This window comes from Shewanella sp. SG44-2 (assembly GCF_014164215.1).
GTDB lineage: Bacteria > Pseudomonadota > Gammaproteobacteria > Enterobacterales > Shewanellaceae > Shewanella > Shewanella frigidimarina.
The window spans coordinates 43,260-61,682 of record NZ_JACJEU010000020.1 but is presented as its reverse complement, the minus strand read 5'-3'; the positions used below and the strand labels follow the sequence as shown (position 1 = coordinate 61,682).

At 42.2% G+C, this 18,423-nt stretch carries 15 protein-coding genes; 7 read left to right on the top strand and 8 right to left on the bottom strand.

The annotated features are described in order from the left end of the window. The first annotated feature begins 166 nt into the window (after positions 1–166). Complete coding sequence (gene mltF / locus H5181_RS14550) at positions 167–1,597, top strand: membrane-bound lytic murein transglycosylase MltF (RefSeq protein ID WP_182751374.1); 1,431 nt, start codon at positions 167–169, stop codon at positions 1,595–1,597. A 315-nt stretch (positions 1,598–1,912) separates the two neighbouring features. Here the strand turns inward: mltF and tadA are convergent, their stop codons facing one another. The 5 genes from tadA to guaB form a co-directional block, all read right to left on the bottom strand. Continuing rightward, positions 1,913–2,392, bottom strand: a complete 480-nt coding sequence (gene tadA, locus H5181_RS14545; RefSeq protein ID WP_086019793.1) for a tRNA adenosine(34) deaminase TadA — start codon at positions 2,390–2,392, stop codon at positions 1,913–1,915. A 191-nt stretch (positions 2,393–2,583) separates the two neighbouring features. After that, positions 2,584–2,919, bottom strand: coding sequence for a hypothetical protein (locus H5181_RS14540; RefSeq protein WP_182751373.1), 336 nt, complete (start codon positions 2,917–2,919; stop codon positions 2,584–2,586). 17 nt (positions 2,920–2,936) lie between these two features. Then, complete coding sequence (locus tag H5181_RS14535) at positions 2,937–3,458, bottom strand: hypothetical protein (RefSeq protein WP_182751372.1); 522 nt, start codon at positions 3,456–3,458, stop codon at positions 2,937–2,939. A gap of 103 nt (positions 3,459–3,561) precedes the next feature. Then, a complete protein-coding gene (guaA, locus tag H5181_RS14530) occupies positions 3,562–5,139 on the bottom strand; it encodes a glutamine-hydrolyzing GMP synthase (RefSeq protein WP_182751371.1) in 1,578 nt (525 codons plus the stop codon). A 104-nt stretch (positions 5,140–5,243) separates the two neighbouring features. Continuing rightward, on the bottom strand, positions 5,244–6,710 hold the full coding sequence (guaB, locus tag H5181_RS14525) for an IMP dehydrogenase (protein ID WP_011636611.1): 1,467 nt from the start codon (positions 6,708–6,710) through the stop codon (positions 5,244–5,246). Between the two features lie 118 nt (positions 6,711–6,828). On the opposite strand from guaB, the gene xseA reads away from it, so the two are divergent. Then, complete coding sequence (gene xseA / locus H5181_RS14520) at positions 6,829–8,169, top strand: exodeoxyribonuclease VII large subunit (protein ID WP_182751370.1); 1,341 nt, start codon at positions 6,829–6,831, stop codon at positions 8,167–8,169. A 249-nt stretch (positions 8,170–8,418) separates the two neighbouring features. Here xseA and H5181_RS14515 read toward each other — a convergent pair whose 3' ends face one another. Together H5181_RS14515 and H5181_RS14510 are read right to left on the bottom strand one after the other, a co-directional pair. Beyond that, positions 8,419–9,096: an OmpA family protein gene (locus H5181_RS14515; protein WP_182751369.1), complete on the bottom strand. Its 678-nt coding sequence runs from the start codon at positions 9,094–9,096 to the stop codon at positions 8,419–8,421. A 102-nt stretch (positions 9,097–9,198) separates the two neighbouring features. Next, complete coding sequence (locus H5181_RS14510; RefSeq protein WP_182751368.1) at positions 9,199–10,080, bottom strand: choice-of-anchor H family protein; 882 nt, start codon at positions 10,078–10,080, stop codon at positions 9,199–9,201. A 341-nt stretch (positions 10,081–10,421) separates the two neighbouring features. Between H5181_RS14510 and H5181_RS14505 the strand changes: the two genes are divergently transcribed. The 4 genes from H5181_RS14505 to H5181_RS14490 all read left to right on the top strand — a co-directional run bounded on the left by H5181_RS14505 (position 10,422) and on the right by H5181_RS14490 (position 14,510). Then, positions 10,422–10,778 (top strand): PepSY domain-containing protein, encoded by a 357-nt coding sequence (locus tag H5181_RS14505; protein WP_259397055.1) that lies wholly within the window; start codon positions 10,422–10,424, stop codon positions 10,776–10,778. Between the two features lie 3 nt (positions 10,779–10,781). Further along, on the top strand, positions 10,782–11,465 hold the full coding sequence (locus H5181_RS14500) for a response regulator transcription factor (protein ID WP_059747866.1): 684 nt from the start codon (positions 10,782–10,784) through the stop codon (positions 11,463–11,465). Beyond that, the gene (locus H5181_RS14495) at positions 11,458–12,786 is read left to right on the top strand and encodes an ATP-binding protein (protein ID WP_182751367.1); all 1,329 of its coding nucleotides are present in this window, start codon (positions 11,458–11,460) and stop codon (positions 12,784–12,786) included. Before H5181_RS14500 ends, H5181_RS14495 begins: the two co-directional genes overlap by 8 nt. Before the next feature lie 188 nt (positions 12,787–12,974). Further along, entirely contained in the window at positions 12,975–14,510 is a 1,536-nt protein-coding gene (locus H5181_RS14490; RefSeq protein WP_182751366.1) for a DUF3300 domain-containing protein, read from the top strand. Positions 14,511–14,615: 105 nt separating this feature from the next. Here the strand turns inward: H5181_RS14490 and H5181_RS14485 are convergent, their stop codons facing one another. After that, positions 14,616–16,019, bottom strand: a complete 1,404-nt coding sequence (locus H5181_RS14485) for an ATP-binding protein (protein ID WP_182751365.1) — start codon at positions 16,017–16,019, stop codon at positions 14,616–14,618. A 197-nt stretch (positions 16,020–16,216) separates the two neighbouring features. Between H5181_RS14485 and H5181_RS14480 the strand changes: the two genes are divergently transcribed. Next, on the top strand, positions 16,217–18,241 hold the full coding sequence (locus H5181_RS14480; protein WP_182751364.1) for a methyl-accepting chemotaxis protein: 2,025 nt from the start codon (positions 16,217–16,219) through the stop codon (positions 18,239–18,241). The last annotated feature ends 182 nt before the right edge of the window (positions 18,242–18,423 follow it).

Sequence of the window (18,423 nt, the reverse complement as noted above, 5' to 3'; positions counted from 1 at the left end):
GCTTATTTACTCAACTATAGGCGTTTAGGAAAACTCCTGATAAAGTAAGCCAAAAATAAGCTAACTCCCCTACATATTTAAAGGCTATTCAACCGGTATTTCATTCGTTTTTACACATCACTCTGATGACATTAACGAAACAACTTAAGATAACCAATTAATAAATATGATCAAAACCTTATTCATAATCTTACTGTGCGGGATTCTATCCGCCTGTCAACCTGTTGATATTCAAGATGTTGATATTGCCGCCCCAGCACCTAAGCGTACCGTATTAAAGGTAGGGACCTTATATGGCCCACAGATTTATCTGAATTCAGAACAGGGTGAAAGCGGATTCGATTTTGAAATGGCGCAGCGCTTTGCTGACTATTTAGCCGTCCCTTTAGAGATGATCCCATATACCAATCGCAAACAATTATTTGCGGCATTAAAAGAAAACAAGATTGATATTATTGCGGCCGGTATCGCTAAAACCCCCAACCGCAGTCAACAATTCAAGCTCGGACCAACCTTGTATAAAGTCAACCAAGTACTGGTATATAAGGAAGGCACTCCGGAACCCAAAGACATTAGCACTCTGTCGGGTGAGATTACCGTCATGGCAAACTCATCTTCAGTCAATACCTTAACCAAATTACAAAAAGACTATCCTGAGTTGATGTGGAATCAAGTCAACGACAAAGACAATGAAGAACTGTTTGCACTAATAGCCAACGGCGAACTGAACTACACCATTTCAGATTCAAATAGTTTATTGATCAATCAACGTTTTTTACCCGAACTGCGCGCGGGAATGATTTTAGAAGAAAAAGTCGAAGTGGTGTGGCTATTACCGCCTAATAACAGCGATCGTTTAATGAGTAAGTTGTTGGCTTTTTGGCATAAAGAAAGGCGTGCAGGTACGCTGGAGCATTTAAACGAGAAGTATTTTGGCCACGTAAAACGTTTTGATTACGTTGATACTCGCGCCTTTATCCGCGCAATTGATAATATTCTTCCCGAATATCGCAGTTTTTTCGAGGAGTATTCTGGAGAGTTAGATTGGCGTAAATTAGCGGCCGCCAGTTATCAAGAATCACACTGGAACCCTAGTGCTCGCTCACCTACCGGGGTGAGAGGTATGATGATGCTAACCCAGCCGACAGCAGCTTACGTCGGTGTAGATGATCGTCTAGATGCAGAACAAAGCATACGTGGTGGCGCATTTTATTTAAAAGACATGATGGAGAGGCTACCTGATACCATTTCTGAAGCTCAACGGATCTGGTTCGCACTGGCGTCTTATAATATCGGTTTAGGCCATGTAGAAGATGCGCGCCGATTAACAGAATCAATGGGAATGGATCCAAGTGCATGGCGTGATGTCAAAAAAGTATTACCTTTGTTGCAACAATCTAAATATTATAAACAAACTCGTTATGGTTATGCTCGTGGTAGTGAAGCGGTGCATTATGTTGACAGTATTCGTCGTTACTACGACACCTTAGTTTGGATCGATAATCAAACCAAAACAATGGAGATTATCGAAGAGAAAGAACAAGTTGAAGTGATTGCAGAAGAAGTACCAACCAAAAGTAACGTATCGGCGCAATAATTATTATGCTTACACGCTTATCGTCATAAACCTGACCGATAATCGTCACGAATATAAGGTACTATGGTGCTGAATTTATCGTTAGAAAGCATTCAGCTAAAGTATGTTGTTTATGAGTAACCTCGGTGAGGTTAACCAATATTAAGGGAGCACGGTATGAGAAGAAGAGCTATAAGCAATACCATGTCACGTCGTCGTGTCATGCTTAAAGTACATAAAAACCGCATTCAAAATCGTCAACGAGCTCATTTTTTATTGGTTCAAACTGAAAATTAATCTTTCGTTAGCCACATAAAAACAAGTCACTCAATCAGTCTATTTTTTAGCTAACTGTTTGAGTGCTTTTTTTTCTGCTCTACGTCGCTGAAAAAATGCACTTAATTGCGCGCCACATTCTGCTGCCAACACACCTGAACTTACTTCAAGCTGATGATTAAACACAGGATGTTGCAATAAATTAATCACACTACCCGCCGCGCCAGTTTTTAAATCATCCGCACCATACACAACCCGCGTAATACGACTGTGCACCATCGCACCCGCGCACATAGTGCAGGGTTCTAACGTGACATATAAAGTCGTGTCGAGCATACGATAATTCTCTAACACCTTGCCTGCTTGACGAATACATTCCATCTCGGCATGAGCGGTTGGATCGTGATTTACAATACTTAAATTACAACCACTGGCAATTAACACATCGTCTTTAACCAATACGGCACCCACAGGCACTTCGCCTTTTAGCTCGGCTTGCTCGGCAAGTTGCATCGCTAAACGCATCCACTTTTCATCAATAACTTGCTGCTCGTTATTAACATTAATATCTATAATACTCTTATCAACATCAAGAGATGGACAATGGTTGACTAAAACATCTGCCTTTGGGGGATTTTTCACTCTATAAACCTAGGTCATTTTCATGCGAAATTATAATAATCTGAATTTTGAATCATTAATGGTTATCGAACAACTCTTTATCCAACTATCTACTTGCTATTGTTAGTTGTAGGTTCAACGACCCGTCCCCAGATAAAAACAGCAACGCTACCCAACAGGCCGAGAATCATTATCCATGTACCCACCCCTGCTTGTGGTGGCATTTCGCCATTACTATCAGAGGTCAATGGCGCCAAGACTATAACAAACGAGCCAATAATGATTGATGCGGCGCAAACAATACAATAGAAACGGCCATGAGCGTTACGAACAGCCTTCCAGAGTGTCAATACCAAGCAGCTAAGATAGAGTGTTACAAATAGAACAATACTGATTATTTCACCTACCGCCCAAGTATTTGGGTCTATTACAGTATCAGAATGCATTCATTTATCCTTTATCTTTATTCTTGTGTGCGGATGATTGCATTGGTGGTATTGAACGTACCCTCAGCCCAACTATAGGCGGCAAAACAAGCGCTTGGGCCAACTAAATTACAGCTTGTTCCATGATGTTTGAGCAACAACACAGGCGAGCTACCAAGTGATAGAACCGTACTGTCTTGCGCAAGAAACTCAAACCGTTTATAGCTATTGTCATCATTTGAAACAAATATGTTGATGTAATGACCACCGGTTCCACCGTTAAACAGTGTGGCAGAACTTGAACAACTAAATGCGCGAGTATCAATAATGGGATCAGTAATACCGTCCTGATTAAAATCGGTAGTAAAATAAATACCACCATCAGTGACCTCTAACACGCCCTTATCCAAAGTTGCACAATCCAATTTAGCTGCCTCAACAAAAGTAGCCAGAGTGGGTTTAAAGCGCGTTGAAATATCTTGTGCTGACGCCATCGCAGGAATGATTAAAACCAAAGAGGCCGCTGTCGTTATTATGCTTTGCTTTATGATTGAATACATAGGTTTTGATTTCCAGTTCAGGGACATAAACAAAAAAGCCCATAAAATATGGGCTTAAATATGGCTTATTGCAAGTTAATACAAGCTATTATCTAGCGCGAGATTACTCCCATTCGATCGTTGCTGGCGGCTTACCTGAAATATCATAAACCACACGAGAAATACCATCGACTTCATTGATAATACGGTTCGACACGCGGCCTAAGAAATCATACGGCAAATGTGCCCAATGTGCGGTCATAAAGTCGATAGTTTCTACCGCACGTAGCGATACAACCCAATCATACTTACGACCATCCCCCATTACACCTACCGAACGAACGGGTAAGAAAACGGTAAAGGCTTGGCTCACTTTATTATACAAATCAGCTTTGTGTAGCTCTTCAATAAAGATAGCGTCTGCACTGCGCAGTAAATCACAATATTCTTTTTTCACTTCGCCAAGTACACGAACACCTAAACCTGGTCCTGGGAACGGATGACGATAAAGCATGTTGTAAGGCAGGCCTAGCTCTAAACCAATTTTACGCACTTCATCTTTAAATAACTCACGTAGTGGTTCAACTAAACCCATCTTCATATCGGCAGGTAAACCGCCCACATTGTGGTGCGACTTAATCACATGTGCTTTACCGGTTGCACTGCCCGCTGATTCAATCACGTCAGGATAAATAGTGCCTTGGGCTAGCCATTTAGCATTGGCGCATTTTTTTGATTCTTCATCAAAAATTTCAACAAACACACGGCCAATGATTTTACGCTTCGCTTCAGGTTCTGCTTCGCCAGCCATTGCATCTAAGAAACGGTTTTCGGCATCAACGTGAACAATATTGAGTCCAAAATGATCGCCAAACATTTCTAATACTTGCTCGGCTTCGTTCAAACGCAGTAAACCGTTATCAACAAATACACACGTTAGTTTATCGCCAATCGCCCGATGTAATAGCATCGCCACAACCGATGAATCTACCCCGCCAGATAAACCCAGAATAACTTCGTCATCACCAATTTGCTTTTTTAAACGCTCAATAGCATCTTCAATAATTGATGATGGCTTCCAATTGGCTTTACAGCCACAAATGTCTAACGCGAAATGCTCTAGCATACGCTGACCTTGGCGAGTATGCGTCACTTCTGGGTGAAACTGTACGCCGTAAAAACCTTTCTCTTCATTGGCCATAGCGGCAAACGGACAAGTTGCCGTTTTCGCTACGGTCACAAAACCTTCAGGGATAGCAGACACTTTATCGCCGTGGCTCATCCACACATCAAGCAAAGGTTTGCCTTCTTCGCTAACGGCATCTTCAATGCTTTTAAACAAAGCTGATGTGGTTTGCAATTCAATTTGTGCGTAACCAAACTCACCTTCGCCAACGCCTTGAATCACTTTGCCACCAAGCTGTTCTGACATGGTTTGCATGCCGTAACAAATACCCAATACCGGTACGCCAGCAGTAAACACATACTCTGGAGCACGTGGTGAATTGTCTGCGGTGACACTTTCAGGGCCACCAGCCAAAATAATACCATTTGGGGCAAACTCACGAATTTGCGCTTCGCTCACATCCCACGCCCATAACTCACAATACACACCAATTTCACGGATACGACGCGCAATAAGTTGAGTGTACTGAGAACCAAAATCGAGGATTAGAATCTTATGATCGTGAATATTACTCATGAATAACCTTTACATATTAATTAAGTGTAATAACTCGCATCCAACTGATGCGGGCAAATTAACGCTAATAAAACAAGGGCGACATAACGTCGCCCTTACCGTAATTATGAACGATAGTTTGGTGCTTCTTTGGTAATGGTCACGTCATGAACGTGTGACTCACCCATACCTGCTGAAGTTACTCTTACAAACTGTGCTTTTTCATTTAACTCTTTAATCGTGGCACAACCCGTTAAGCCCATGCATGAACGCAAGCCGCCCATGTGTTGGTGAATGATCTCTTTCAACTTACCTTTGTACGGCACGCGACCTTCAACACCTTCAGGTACTAATTTGTCTGCTGCGTTGTCGCTTTGGAAGTAACGGTCAGATGAACCTTGAGTTTGGCCCATAGCACCCAGAGATCCCATACCACGGTATGATTTATAAGCACGACCTTGGTAAAGTTCAGTTTCACCTGGCGCTTCTTCAGTACCAGCAAACATAGAACCCGCCATGATGCATGATGCACCTGCAGCTAATGCTTTAGCTAAGTCGCCAGAAAAACGAATACCGCCATCAGCAATAACAGGAATGCCTAACGCGAGTACGGCTTCAGCAGCATCAGATACCGCAGTAATTTGCGGCACACCAACACCCGTTACAATACGAGTAGTACAAATTGAACCAGGGCCGATACCGACTTTAACGGCGTTAACGCCCGCTTCAACTAGCGCAAGTGCGCCAGATGCGGTGGCAACGTTGCCGCCAACAATTTGTAAATCAGGGTATTTGGCTCTAGTGTCACGAATGCGCTGCAATACGCCTTCTGAGTGACCATGTGATGAGTCAATCAATAATACGTCAACCCCGGCTTTTACGAGCGCGTCAACACGCTCTTCATTGCCAGGACCAGCACCGACGGCTGCGCCAACACGTAAACGACCTAATTCGTCTTTACATGCGTTTGGTTTGCGTTCAGCTTTTTCGAAATCTTTAACGGTGACTAAGCCTTTAAGTTTAAAGTTTTTATCAACCACTAAGACTTTCTCAATACGATGAGAATGCATTAGTTTTTGCACTTCATCTAACTTAGTACCTTCAGTTACTGTGACTAGACGATCTTTTGGGGTCATCATGTCGGCAACGGTTTTGCTCCAATCAGTCACAAAACGCACATCACGGCCTGTAATAATACCCACAAGTTCGTGTGCATCATTCACTACAGGGTAACCAGCAAAACCATTATGTTCCGTTAATAAACGTAAATCAGTTAAGCTTGTGGTAGGCGTAACAGTAACGGGATCTTGAACAATACCGGCTTCATAACTTTTAACTTTACGAACTTCTTCAGCTTGTTGCTCAATACTCATGTTTTTATGAATGAATCCTAAACCACCTTCTTGCGCCATCGCGATCGCAAGACGAGATTCAGTCACAGTGTCCATGGCGGCTGACACAAGTGGAATATTTAATTCGATTTTAGTCGTTAAACGAGTTTTAAGAACTGCGGTATTAGGGAGTACGGTCGAGTGGGCAGGAACCAACAACACATCATCAAAGGTTAGTGCATCTTTCAGTAAACGTAGCATGGCAACATCTCCCTAGTAAGTAGGATTTGAGGTGAAATATTGCGGCGAGATTATACCTTGCATATTGCAGTTGGTAAATGGAAAATAGATTTTTATTAACGTTAGAATGAGAACTCTCATGAGTGCCACAAAAAACAATGTTTATAGTGTTTCGCAATTAAATAGCGAAGTGAGGCATATTCTTGAAGGTCAAATTGGCAAAATTTGGCTAAATGGTGAAATATCAAACTTTTCGGCTCCAAGTTCAGGGCATTGGTATCTCACATTAAAAGACGCTCATTCACAAGTTCGCTGTGCTATGTTTAAGGGCCGTAATCAATCTGTGCGCTTTAAACCCGTCAATGGTCAACAAGTATTGATTAAAGGCGCCATCAGTGTTTACGAGCCTCGTGGCGATTATCAGCTGCTACTAGAGTCAATGCTGCCAGCAGGTGACGGACTACTCGCACAGGAATTTGAAGCGTTAAAACTAAAATTGGCCGCTGAAGGCTTATTTGCACTAGAAACCAAACGCCCTATTCCAACCAATATCCAACGAATTGGTGTCATCACATCGGCAACGGGGGCGGCGTTGCGAGATATCTTGCATGTATTGGCACGCCGAGATCCATCAATTGAAGTAGTTGTGTACCCAACTCAAGTTCAAGGTGCTACAGCCAGTCAATTAATCTGCCAAGCAATTGTCACCGCCAATCAACGCATGGAAGTTGATGTACTGTTGCTTACCCGTGGTGGCGGTTCGTTAGAAGATTTATGGTGCTTCAACAGCGAACACTTAGCCCATGCGATTTACAACAGTGCACTGCCTGTTGTTAGCGCGGTTGGCCATGAAATAGATACCACCATTAGTGATTATGTAGCCGATGTACGCGCCCCAACGCCGTCAGCCGGTGCTGAATTATTATCAAAAGACAAAGGCAATAAAGCAGAAAAGTTGGCGCTATTATTATCGCGTTTGCAGCAAGGGATGAAGCATTACCAATTGCAGCAATATGGACGATTAACTCAGTTATCTCATCAGCTTCAACGCCATGAGCCGCAACATAAACTGCAGCAATTTGAACAGCGATTTGACGAAATTCAAATGCGCTTAGAAAATGCCTTACAGCATAAACTCAGTCGCTTAACCTTACGCCACCAGCAATTACATAATCGTTTGCAACAACGTTCACCAGTCAACACTCTAACCTTAGAAAAACAGCGGCTTGGGTATTTAATTGAACGCTTTAACGACGCCAGTAAAGACTATTTTAAACAGGCTGAATCACAAGTTTCACAAGCCGCCCATAAACTTGACACCGTCAGCCCACTGGCAACCTTAAGCCGGGGTTATTCAATCACAAGTACCAATGAGCATGTTATCGAAAATGTCAATCAATTAAGCAATGGTGATGTTATTCATACTCGGTTAAAGCAAGGAAGTGTCACCTCCACCGTGACAGATGTTTCAACTAAATAACAAGCATGGTTTCGATGATAGAAATGTGGCAAAAGGACGTAACGTGAAACAGATAGATTATCGATTATGTATGCTTGTTATTTAGATCACTTACCATCCATATACCAATTATCTGTGCCAAATACATGTAGTCATCTAGATTATTGTTCACTAACTCCGTTATCGGTTAAGCAAAAAAAGCCATCTTTCGATGGCTTTTTTATTTAAAGGTCAACAAGCATCGCTTGTTAACCACACTCACGGCTAAAACTACTTACCCATTGGTGTTAATACAATTTCTACACGACGGTTTTGCGAACGACCTTGTTCGGTAGAGTTGCTGGCAATTGGGCTTGACTCGCCCATACCAGTAGAAGACACACGTGAACCGCTGACTTTCTGGCTGGTCATATACTGCGCAACTTCACTCGCACGTACTTGTGACAAACGCAGGTTGTAAGAATCTGAACCTGAACTGTCGGTATAGCCAATCACATTTAAACGAGTATCATCATATTCTTTGGCAACTAATACAACACTGTTTAATACTGATTTAGCACGTGAGCTTAGTACAGTTTGATCAACCCCAAAGGTCACTTCATTAGGCATGTTTAATACAATATTGTCACCGTTTCGCGTCACACTCACGCCAGTTGATTTTAACTGTTTACGCAATTCTGCTTCTTGCACATCCATGTAATAACCAATACCACCACCAAGAGCCGCACCAGATGCTGCACCAATTAATGCACCTTTACCGCGATCGCTTTTGCTTGATGAAAGCACACCAATGGCAGCGCCAGAAAGGCCACCGATAATAGCGCCATTTGTCGCTTTAGCATTTTCTGATTCGCCCGTATAAGGATTAGGTAACTGGCAACCTGACAACAACAGCGCCGAACCAATTAATGAACTGCATAACAACGATGCATTTAACTTTACTAACATACATACTCCTAACTACTTATCCCAGATGGATAAGTAAAAACTGACAAAATCAAAAATAATCATTCTAACGTAGATCTAAGGTGCATAAGCATTAATCTTACGTTATTTTTTATTAATCAAACGTCTACGAAACCCAATAACACCGGCCAGTAAGCCTATACTTAACCAAGATAAGGCCCCGCCTGAATGTTCAGTTTCAATATAAATCTCTTCCACATAAACCGCATCGCGGTCGCTACTTTCAAGTGGCAGCGCGTACAAGGCATTGGACTCATCACTACTTATTGTCGCGACCGGATCGGCATAACCTAGCTCATACAGATCGATCAATACATCATAATGATCGGCTTGATAACCACTGGCTAACGTTGTTAGCACTTCGTAATCATCATTGCTAGAGTCTGCGTGGAGGGTGAATACGTCGGTTGAGTAATAATGGATCCACGGTCCACCGTCTTGACTTAAATATAATTCGGCAAATACATCAGCCTGAATGTCGCCCGCGCTGCTGGTAATATCTGCATCAAAGGTCACACTAAAGGTTTGATAAAAACCATCATAATCATAATCATCAAATAAACTTGAATCGGCACCATAGAAGGAGAAATCGTAATACACGACCTGGTTTTGCTGCGCCAACGCTCGTTGTTGCTGATTTTCCGTCGTTGCGGCAGCTTTTTGATTTTTTGCCATCACTTGTTCACGAGTGACTTTTTTATTCAGTGTTGCAACGTTACTTTGCAACTTAGCTTGCTCATGTAAAGCGATCACCCTAGCCTGCTTGTCAGCTTCAGTTTCTGGCGTTTGCGGATTAATGACTCTTGCTTGGCTATATGTACCAAAAGCTTGTTCAGAGATCCGTTCGGCGCCTTGTACTGTTGGCGAACTTAACCAGAGTGCACTGGCAACACATAAACTTACGCCCCATTTTAACTGGGTATTAATAGTCGATAGATTGGCTGTCTTGGCAGTAGTATGTTTCATGTTAGTTTCTCACAGTCTTGATATTGAGGCCATTTAACCCTAATCAAAATGAACGTAAGCTGAACATAGCAACAAGGCTGACTTCCGTTAGCGCTACCCGTTAGTGACGCTGTTATAAATCAATACCGCAAAAACTGACCATAGGCGTAAGTCATTCAGTTAATGTTCATTTGCTACCGCTTATACTGCCAACTCAAATCATCGACACATTTGTATTTACCGATATCTTACGGGCGTTTATGTTTCGCTTACGGCTATTTACCCAATAAGATTAAGTAGATGTTTCTATATAGAAAGGGATCTTTTACACTGGCAATAATGAGGTTATTAGGGAACACAATATGCAGCGAATGCTCAACGTAAATGCCACCATGTTAGGCCTGATGTTAGCGCTACTGTCACTAACGTGCTCAGTGCCGTCCTATGCAGCTGCATTACATTCATCTGCTGGTGCTCAGTTCTCCCCTGGCCCAAATAATAATCGTCAAAACAATAACCAGCAGAACAGCAATCTGGTAGTTAATAGCGCCCAGCAAGCAGTACAAATGGCTCAGCGGAGTTATTCGGGTAAAGTATTAAAAGTGCAATCAGCTAACGTCAATGGACATCCTGGTTATCGGATTAAATTACTCACCAATGATGGCGTTATTTTTTATGTGTTAGTCGATGCCACCAATGGCTCGGTTAAAAGGAACTAGCCCATGAGATTATTACTGGTCGAAGACGATTTAGCCCTACAAGCAAACATAAAACAGCACCTTATTGATGCGCAATATACAGTTGATGTTGCCAGCGATGGTGAAGAAGGCTTATTTCAAGCTCAAGAATATCAATACGATGTCGCCATTATCGACGTGGGTTTACCTAAGCTTGATGGTTTGTCATTAATCAGTAAACTACGTGAACAAGACATTAGCTACCCGATCATTATTTTAACCGCTCGAGACAGTTGGCAAGATAAAGTGGTTGGTTTAGATGCTGGCGCTGATGATTACTTAAGTAAGCCGTTTCAACTAGAAGAACTTGTCGCGCGAATTAATGCATTAATTCGCCGCTCCGCAGGTAAAGCCAGTCCAGTAATTCAAAATGGTCCCTTTAGTATCAATACCCGTAGTTTAGAAATTAAAAAGAGCCTGCAAATAATTAACCTCAGTGGTTCTGAGTACAAACTATTTGAATACTTGATGCTGCACCCTGGGTCGGTACATTCAAAAAGCAGTTTAATTGAACATATTTATGACCAGGATTTTGATTTAGATTCCAACGTAATTGAAGTATTTATCCGTCGGTTACGTAAAAAACTCGACCCCGACAATCAATATCAATTAATTGAAACATTACGTGGTCAAGGTTATCGACTACGACAGTTAGACCCAGATGCGTAAACTACTCAGCTCGCTTAAAGTCCGCATTGTGGTCAGTGCGTTATTACTGATTTTGGTGTTATTACCTATTATCGGTATAACCGTTAATAATGCCTTCGAAACCCAAATAAATGTTGCTGCAAAAAACCAGTTAAAAGCCTATGTTTACTCTGTTTTAGCCATGGCTGAAGTAGAAGATAACCAATTACAAATGCCGTCTCATTTACTTGAAAACCAATTCAATGTGATTGGCTCAGGTCTTTATGCATTAATCACCACTAAAGATAACCAACTACTGTGGACTTCAAACTCATTTCTCGGCCTCAACACGCCGATTAACTTACCCAAACCCGCAACGGGTAGAAGTACCTTCGACTCGATATTGATTAATGACAAACCGCAGTTGATATACAGTTTTAGCGTGAGTTTTGCCACCAGCGAACAGCCTTTTACCATGACGCTGCACATTATAAAAAACCAACAAGAATATCTACAACAAATCCAAAAGTTCTCTAACACCTTATGGACTTGGTTGTTGGTGTTGACTGCTTTATTGGTTATCGTACAGCTCAGCTGGTTGTTATGGACACTAAAACCATTAGGTCAATTTAGCCAAGAACTCAGTGCTGTAGAACAAGGCACATCAAAGCAACTCAGTACTCGCTACCCTGTGGAATTGCAAAAAGTAGCGCAACAGTTAAACACCTTATTGCAAACCGAACAAAGTCAGCGCAAACGCTACCGCAATGCTTTAGCCGATTTAGCCCACAGTTTAAAAACACCTTTAGCGGTAATCCAAACTCAAGCGGATCTAAGTGAAGCCTCGATGGAACAAATTAATCGTATAAACCAAATTATTGCTTACCAACTAAAGCGGGCACAAAGCGCAGCGGGTAGTGCTTGGCATTTAGGGGTGAATGTTGACAGTATTGCCGTTAAATTAGTCAGAACCTTAAGTAAGATATACCAACATCAAAACCTCACCATTGAGTATCACCCCAACAAACAAGCGCGCTTTAAAGGCGATGAAGCAGACTTAACAGAAATGCTTGGCAATGTGCTCGACAATGCTTGTAAGGCTGCTAAAACAAAGGTGATATTAACCCTTACGCAGCAAGAAAATCAGCTGTGCATGACAATTGAAGATGATGGTGAAGGTATCCCTAAAGATAAACAGCAGCATATTTTTGAACGGGGGATCCGTGCAGACACTTACACTCAAGGCCACGGGATAGGACTGGCAATAGTCAGAGATCTTGTCGACAGTTATCACGGTAAACTTACCGTTGGTCAATCGGCATCATTGGGTGGCGCCAAATTTGAGTTTATTTTCCAACAGTAAACGCCTACCTCAGGTTGCCGTTATATATTATTTGTTTAATTTATCTAGCTTGCTCCTCTCGTTTATTCCTCTCGTTTATTCCTCTCGCATAGTTCTAGCGTATTAATTTCAGTTATTAGCTTTCAGCTTATGTTCATCTTCGGCTCGTTATGATGAACATAACAGTCATCAATGACGCTGGAGATAACATGAAAAAAGCCATTCACGTACCCGCTCAGGCATTACTCGCCTTAGCCTTGGTCTGTATGCCATTAACAAATGTACAAGCGGCGCAACCAACTAATTCATACACTTATAATGCAGCAGATGATGTGGTGAGTGATGCTGAGTTGGCACAAATGCTCGCGCCAATAGCGCTATATCCAGACAGTTTATTAACCCACATATTAATAGCGTCTACGTATCCATTAGAAATTGTCCAAGCAAAACGCTGGTTAGCAAACCAAGGTAACCGCGACACCAACAAAATTATGACAGAGGTAGAGTCGCAAGACTGGGACCCAAGCGTGAAAGCATTGGTAGCATTTCCCAATGTATTAGAGCGTTTAAATGATGATTTAGCGTGGACTCAAAGCGTAGGTGATGCATTTTTGCAAGACGAAGGTCGCATGCTAGACACTATTCAATCGTTAAGGCAACAAGCTGACGAAGCCAACAACTTAGCCGACCTTGAGCAAGTTAAAGTGTCACGAGTCGAGCGCCGGATTATTATTGAATCAGTTCGCCCAGAAATTGTTTACGTGCCTTACTACGACAGCCGTATCGTTTATGGCAATTGGCGCTGGAATCGTTATCCACCCGTTTATTGGCATGCACCTGCTTACGTACATTATCGCCCTAACCACAGCGCGATATACTGGGACAGCGGAGTACGCATTAGCTTTAATTTCTTTTTTAGTGGTTTTCATTGGCATGACCGCCGCGTGATTGCGGTGCCAGTACATCAAAACTACCGTTACTACACACCACGGAAAATTAGTTACAGCCATGGAGCCCAACATTGGCAACATAAACCTAAGCATCGCAAGGGTGTGGCTTACCACAGCCAAGTGATCAGCAAACGTTATAACGGCCATTATGAAAAGCGTAACAAGCAAGTAAGCTATTCACGTGAACCTAAACGCCAGCACGCCAATGAACCTCGTCATTACTCAACCAAGGTCAATGAGCAGCGTAAAGAAGTAAGCCATGGCAACAAGCATGACAAGCGTAGCGAAAAATCGACAGTAAGAAGCGTAGGCCGTAATGAGCCGATAGAGCACAGAAGTAACCAGCTAAAACGCGATCTCAGCCAACAACGTCAACCTGTAGCACAGGTAAAGTCGTTTGAGCGTAAAGGCGAGCCGATGAAGTCAAATTACAGTCGCCAGCGCGATGTGGCCCAAACTAGGCCTAAATATGAGGCAAAACCGGTGGCAAATATAACAAGCAAGCCGCGCACTCAAGAATTACAACAAGCACAGCGTAACACTCGAGTTGAAAAGTCGCGAGAGTCGCACGTTAACGCGATGCGCAATCCACAACAGCAAGTGAAACAAATTCGTAGGAGTGAACCGCAAAAGCAGCAAGTTCGCGAAACAACTCGATCGACTCCTCAGCAAGCTTCGCGCTCAATGAGTCAGCAACGTGATAATTCATCATCACGCCGTGCAAGCCAATCAAGAGACGCAGGGCCTTCAAGAGACAAACCGTCAAGAGAAAAGCCTTCAAGAGAAAGACAGTAAACAGTCAAAAAAATCAGCGAGCTAAAGCGCTAAACAACACGAGTAGACCTTGCCTCTCGTGTTGTTTTTTTATATATAAAATCAATAAAGTTATCAGTTCGCACACTAAATCTGAGCATGAGGTAAGACGATACAAACATTTAAGCCATGAGGTTCTACTTTGCTAAAAGTCAATTCACCATGATGTAAACTGATAATATGCTGGCAAATCGACAAGCCTAAACCGGCACCGTGTGAAGCGTTTTCATCAACTCGATAAAAGCGATTTTTGGCTAAGCTAATTTCTTCATCAGACATTCCCTTGCCTTGATCAAGTACACAAATCATCGTCTGCTGCTCGTCCTGAGTAACCGTAATGGTAATTAATGATTCTATAGGGCTATATTTGCAGGCATTTTCGATAATATTTTTCAGTACCAATTCAATGTAAAACGGATCGGCATTGATGGTCATATCTTTAGGAACAACGATATACCACTCGTAATCGGCAATGATGTGTACAAGCTGATTTATCACATTCTCAATAACATCTTGCAGCTTACAATCGGTTTTATTTAACGCCTCAATGGCATCAACGCGTGATAATAACAACAGCTGCTCTACAGTATGGCTAATGCGGTTTACGCCCTCGCCTATGGCTTCTATATACGGCAAAGTTGTCTGCTGGATCTCTGGTGTTTGGCTAGACAATACATCGCTTAAGCCGTCGCTGTGTAACTTAATAATCGCTAATGGCGTTTTAAGTTCATGGGCTGCATCTGCACTAAAGCGACGTTCACGGATCATCGTCTCGCTAATGCGCAGCAAATAGCTATTAAGGGCTTTTTGTGTTGACGCTAACTCTGTCGGTAACGTGAAATTGATAGGGGTTAGGTCTTGGGCTGAGCGGTTAGCTAGGTGACGTTCTAATAATTTAACTGGTTTAAATAAGAAATAAGTCAGCACTAACATAAAAAATACCATAATGGGGGTAATCATTAATGGCGAGCGCCAGGTGTTGCTGATGATTAATGAGACTAATTCTTGCCGAACATCATCACGTTGCGCAGTCACAATCCATACTTGATGCGGCGATGAAAAAAAGCTGTATACATGCCATAACTCATCATCGATTCGATGAATATCATAACCTTGAGTGAAATTGGTTAATGGTTGTTCGCCAGTGCTATCAGAGTACGCGAGTAACTGTCCCGAGCTGGACAGTAATTGAAATGATAATTTATGCTCATAAGACAAAGTGACAGGATTCGATTGTTCTGCAAAGGTTTCTATCTTTGAATCCGCAACATGAAACAAGATCGGCTGAGAGATAAGTTGAGTCAATTGGTCTTCGGTTAATTGATCTACATAAAATTGTTCCAGCATTTTGGCGGTTTGAACCATCTGCGCATCAAACAATTCTTCGACTTCATGCATAGCATCGCGGGTACTGAGTATGCTCGAAAAGGTTACCGTGAGAACAATCCCTACTAGCATAATCAAACTTAATAATAATCGTAATGAAAACATAATTTCCTTATCACATTGGGTGTAATTTGTTCGTCGCTTATGCTTGACTTATTTAGATTTTCTTTTGATTTATTTTTTTCAACCTTGACTTATCTTAACTTGTTTACCAGTATCAAATCTCTCAATTGCTGGATTATAAATATAAATATTATCTCTAACCATTACTAATCAGCCACCTAAAGATAAAAGAGAAAATCATGCTAACCTCCATTAAATTGAAATTATTGCTGGCTTTTGGCACCATATTTTTATTGCTACTACTGTCATCCCTTTCCAATTACATCAAGCTTATGAACACAGCAGAAGTTCAGACTAAAGTTATCGATTTAAGAATGGTGACAGTTGTTGCTGGTAAAGATATTACCAATGGTATCAATAGCTCTTTGGCGGCGCTCAGAGGATACATGATCCTTGGCAGCGACCCACAAATGGCTCAAAAAATGTCTAGTGAACGAGAAGAAGCATGGAGCAATATTGACAGCAGCTTAGCAATACTCTCCAACTTGTCAGTGAACTGGACCGATCCCACCAACAAAGCAATGTTATCCGAATTGGAAAGCGTACTGGCAGAGTTTAAAGTATCTCAAGAGCAGATACAGACTATTTCCAATACCCCTGAAAATATAAAATCATATCACTTGTTAATTACCGATGCAGCGCCGCGAGCAAGTAAAATACTCGACGCAATAACCGCAATCATCGATGAAGAGGCAACACTCGAGGCGACTGATGAGCGCAAACTATTACTAAAGCAACTCGCTGATTCACGCGGCTCATTTGCCATTGGTCTTGCTAATATCAGAGCCTATTTGTTATCGGGTAATAGTGATTTCAAAGACAAATTTGCCTCTAACTGGCAGGCGAATACTCAAGCTTTCGATAACATCGATTCGCTCGCAGGAATATTGTTTACCCCAAGCCAGAATGCTAACTGGCAGATATATCAAACAATACGTCTAGAGTTCGCTCCTCTGCCCCAAACTATGTTTCAATTACGTGAAGCAAATGACTGGAATCAGGCAAATCATTTACTCGGTAGTGAAGCTGCGCCAAGAGCAAGTAAAGCATTAGAGATATTAGGTACAATGCGCACATCCCAAGATGAATTACTCGCTGAGGATATCGTCAATTTAAAATCTAACACTCAGAATATGCAAGTCACTCTGATTGGCAGTGCTGTGGTTTCACTATTTATTTCAGTGTTAATTGGCATTTGGTTCAGTAAAGATTTGTTAAGCCGACTCATGCCTATTTTAGACCGCGCGAAAGACATATCAAACAATAAATTAAGCGGCACGCCTTTGCCAATCCAGGGGAAAGATGAGCTAGCTGAATTGACTCGAGAAGTAAACGCCATGTCACTCGCCCTACAGCAAGTGGTGGAATCGACTGCACTATCCATGAATGAGGCTGCAGAGGGAGCCGATGCAATATTCGACTCTAACTCTGCCATGGCAGAAGAAATCACCATGCAAGTTGACCAAGTGAATATGATAGCGGCTGCCATTGAAGAATTATCAGCCTCGGCGGCGGACGTTTCCATGAACAGTACTGATGCTACCCACAGCTCTGATGACTCTCTAAAATTAGCTGAGAATGGCGGTAACTTAATGGACAAGTCTCTGGAGCAAATGAATGAGATCAGTGAAGCATTCAATGAAAGCTCCACCTCCATAGACTCTCTAAGTCAACAGAGTCATCAGATAGAAGGGATCTTGAGTGTCATTCGTGGCATTGCCGAGCAAACCAATTTATTGGCACTAAATGCGGCAATTGAAGCAGCCAGAGCTGGTGAACAAGGGCGCGGATTTGCCGTTGTGGCAGACGAAGTTAGACAATTGGCCACCCGCACGACCGAAGCGACCCAAGAAGTAGAGCAAGCCATCGACGCAATGAGAAATGACACTCAAACTGTCGTCAGCAGCATGGCGATCGGTAGAGAGAAAGTAACCCAAGGAATAAAAGTGTCACACCAAGTAGCTGATATGCTGAAACAAATTATCGACAAAGCCAAAGACGTTGCATTAAAAGTTGAGTCGATTGCAACGACGTCGGAACAACAGTCTGCTGTTACCGGCGATATAGCCAGCAATATAAGCCAAACGTCCATGGCGTCACAGAAAGTAAAAGAAGGTATTCAGGGTGTAGTTGAGATGGCAAAGAAAGTCTCAGAAAACACTATAAAAAGGGCCGATGAACTAAAAACAATGATCAATAGCTAAGCCTGCTGAATCAAGCTTATGTAACAAGGCACTATATCAACATGGAACATGCATATAAATGAGGCTCACATCAATCAATCGACTGTCACACAGTCGATTGATTATTTATACCATATTGCAGCAGTAAGCAAATCCTTTAACAAGCATACAGCGCCTACCTCGAAATAAAGAAACACCAATGA

Excerpts from the sequence above, each read along its gene's own strand:
- xseA (WP_182751370.1), top strand. The coding sequence starts at position 6,829 with ATGAGTGCCACAAAAAACAATGTTTATAGTGTTTCGCAATTAAATAGC.
- H5181_RS14535 (WP_182751372.1), bottom strand. The coding sequence starts at position 3,458 with ATGTATTCAATCATAAAGCAAAGCATAATAACGACAGCGGCCTCTTTG.
- H5181_RS14505 (WP_259397055.1), top strand. The coding sequence starts at position 10,422 with ATGCAGCGAATGCTCAACGTAAATGCCACCATGTTAGGCCTGATGTTA.
- H5181_RS14500 (WP_059747866.1), top strand. The coding sequence starts at position 10,782 with ATGAGATTATTACTGGTCGAAGACGATTTAGCCCTACAAGCAAACATA.
- H5181_RS14540 (WP_182751373.1), bottom strand. The coding sequence starts at position 2,919 with ATGCATTCTGATACTGTAATAGACCCAAATACTTGGGCGGTAGGTGAA.
- H5181_RS14490 (WP_182751366.1), top strand. The coding sequence starts at position 12,975 with ATGAAAAAAGCCATTCACGTACCCGCTCAGGCATTACTCGCCTTAGCC.
- H5181_RS14515 (WP_182751369.1), bottom strand. The coding sequence starts at position 9,096 with ATGTTAGTAAAGTTAAATGCATCGTTGTTATGCAGTTCATTAATTGGT.
- H5181_RS14510 (WP_182751368.1), bottom strand. The coding sequence starts at position 10,080 with ATGAAACATACTACTGCCAAGACAGCCAATCTATCGACTATTAATACC.
- H5181_RS14485 (WP_182751365.1), bottom strand. The coding sequence starts at position 16,019 with ATGTTTTCATTACGATTATTATTAAGTTTGATTATGCTAGTAGGGATT.
- guaB (WP_011636611.1), bottom strand. The coding sequence starts at position 6,710 with ATGCTACGTTTACTGAAAGATGCACTAACCTTTGATGATGTGTTGTTG.
- guaA (WP_182751371.1), bottom strand. The coding sequence starts at position 5,139 with ATGAGTAATATTCACGATCATAAGATTCTAATCCTCGATTTTGGTTCT.
- mltF (WP_182751374.1), top strand. The coding sequence starts at position 167 with ATGATCAAAACCTTATTCATAATCTTACTGTGCGGGATTCTATCCGCC.
- H5181_RS14480 (WP_182751364.1), top strand. The coding sequence starts at position 16,217 with ATGCTAACCTCCATTAAATTGAAATTATTGCTGGCTTTTGGCACCATA.
- H5181_RS14495 (WP_182751367.1), top strand. The coding sequence starts at position 11,458 with ATGCGTAAACTACTCAGCTCGCTTAAAGTCCGCATTGTGGTCAGTGCG.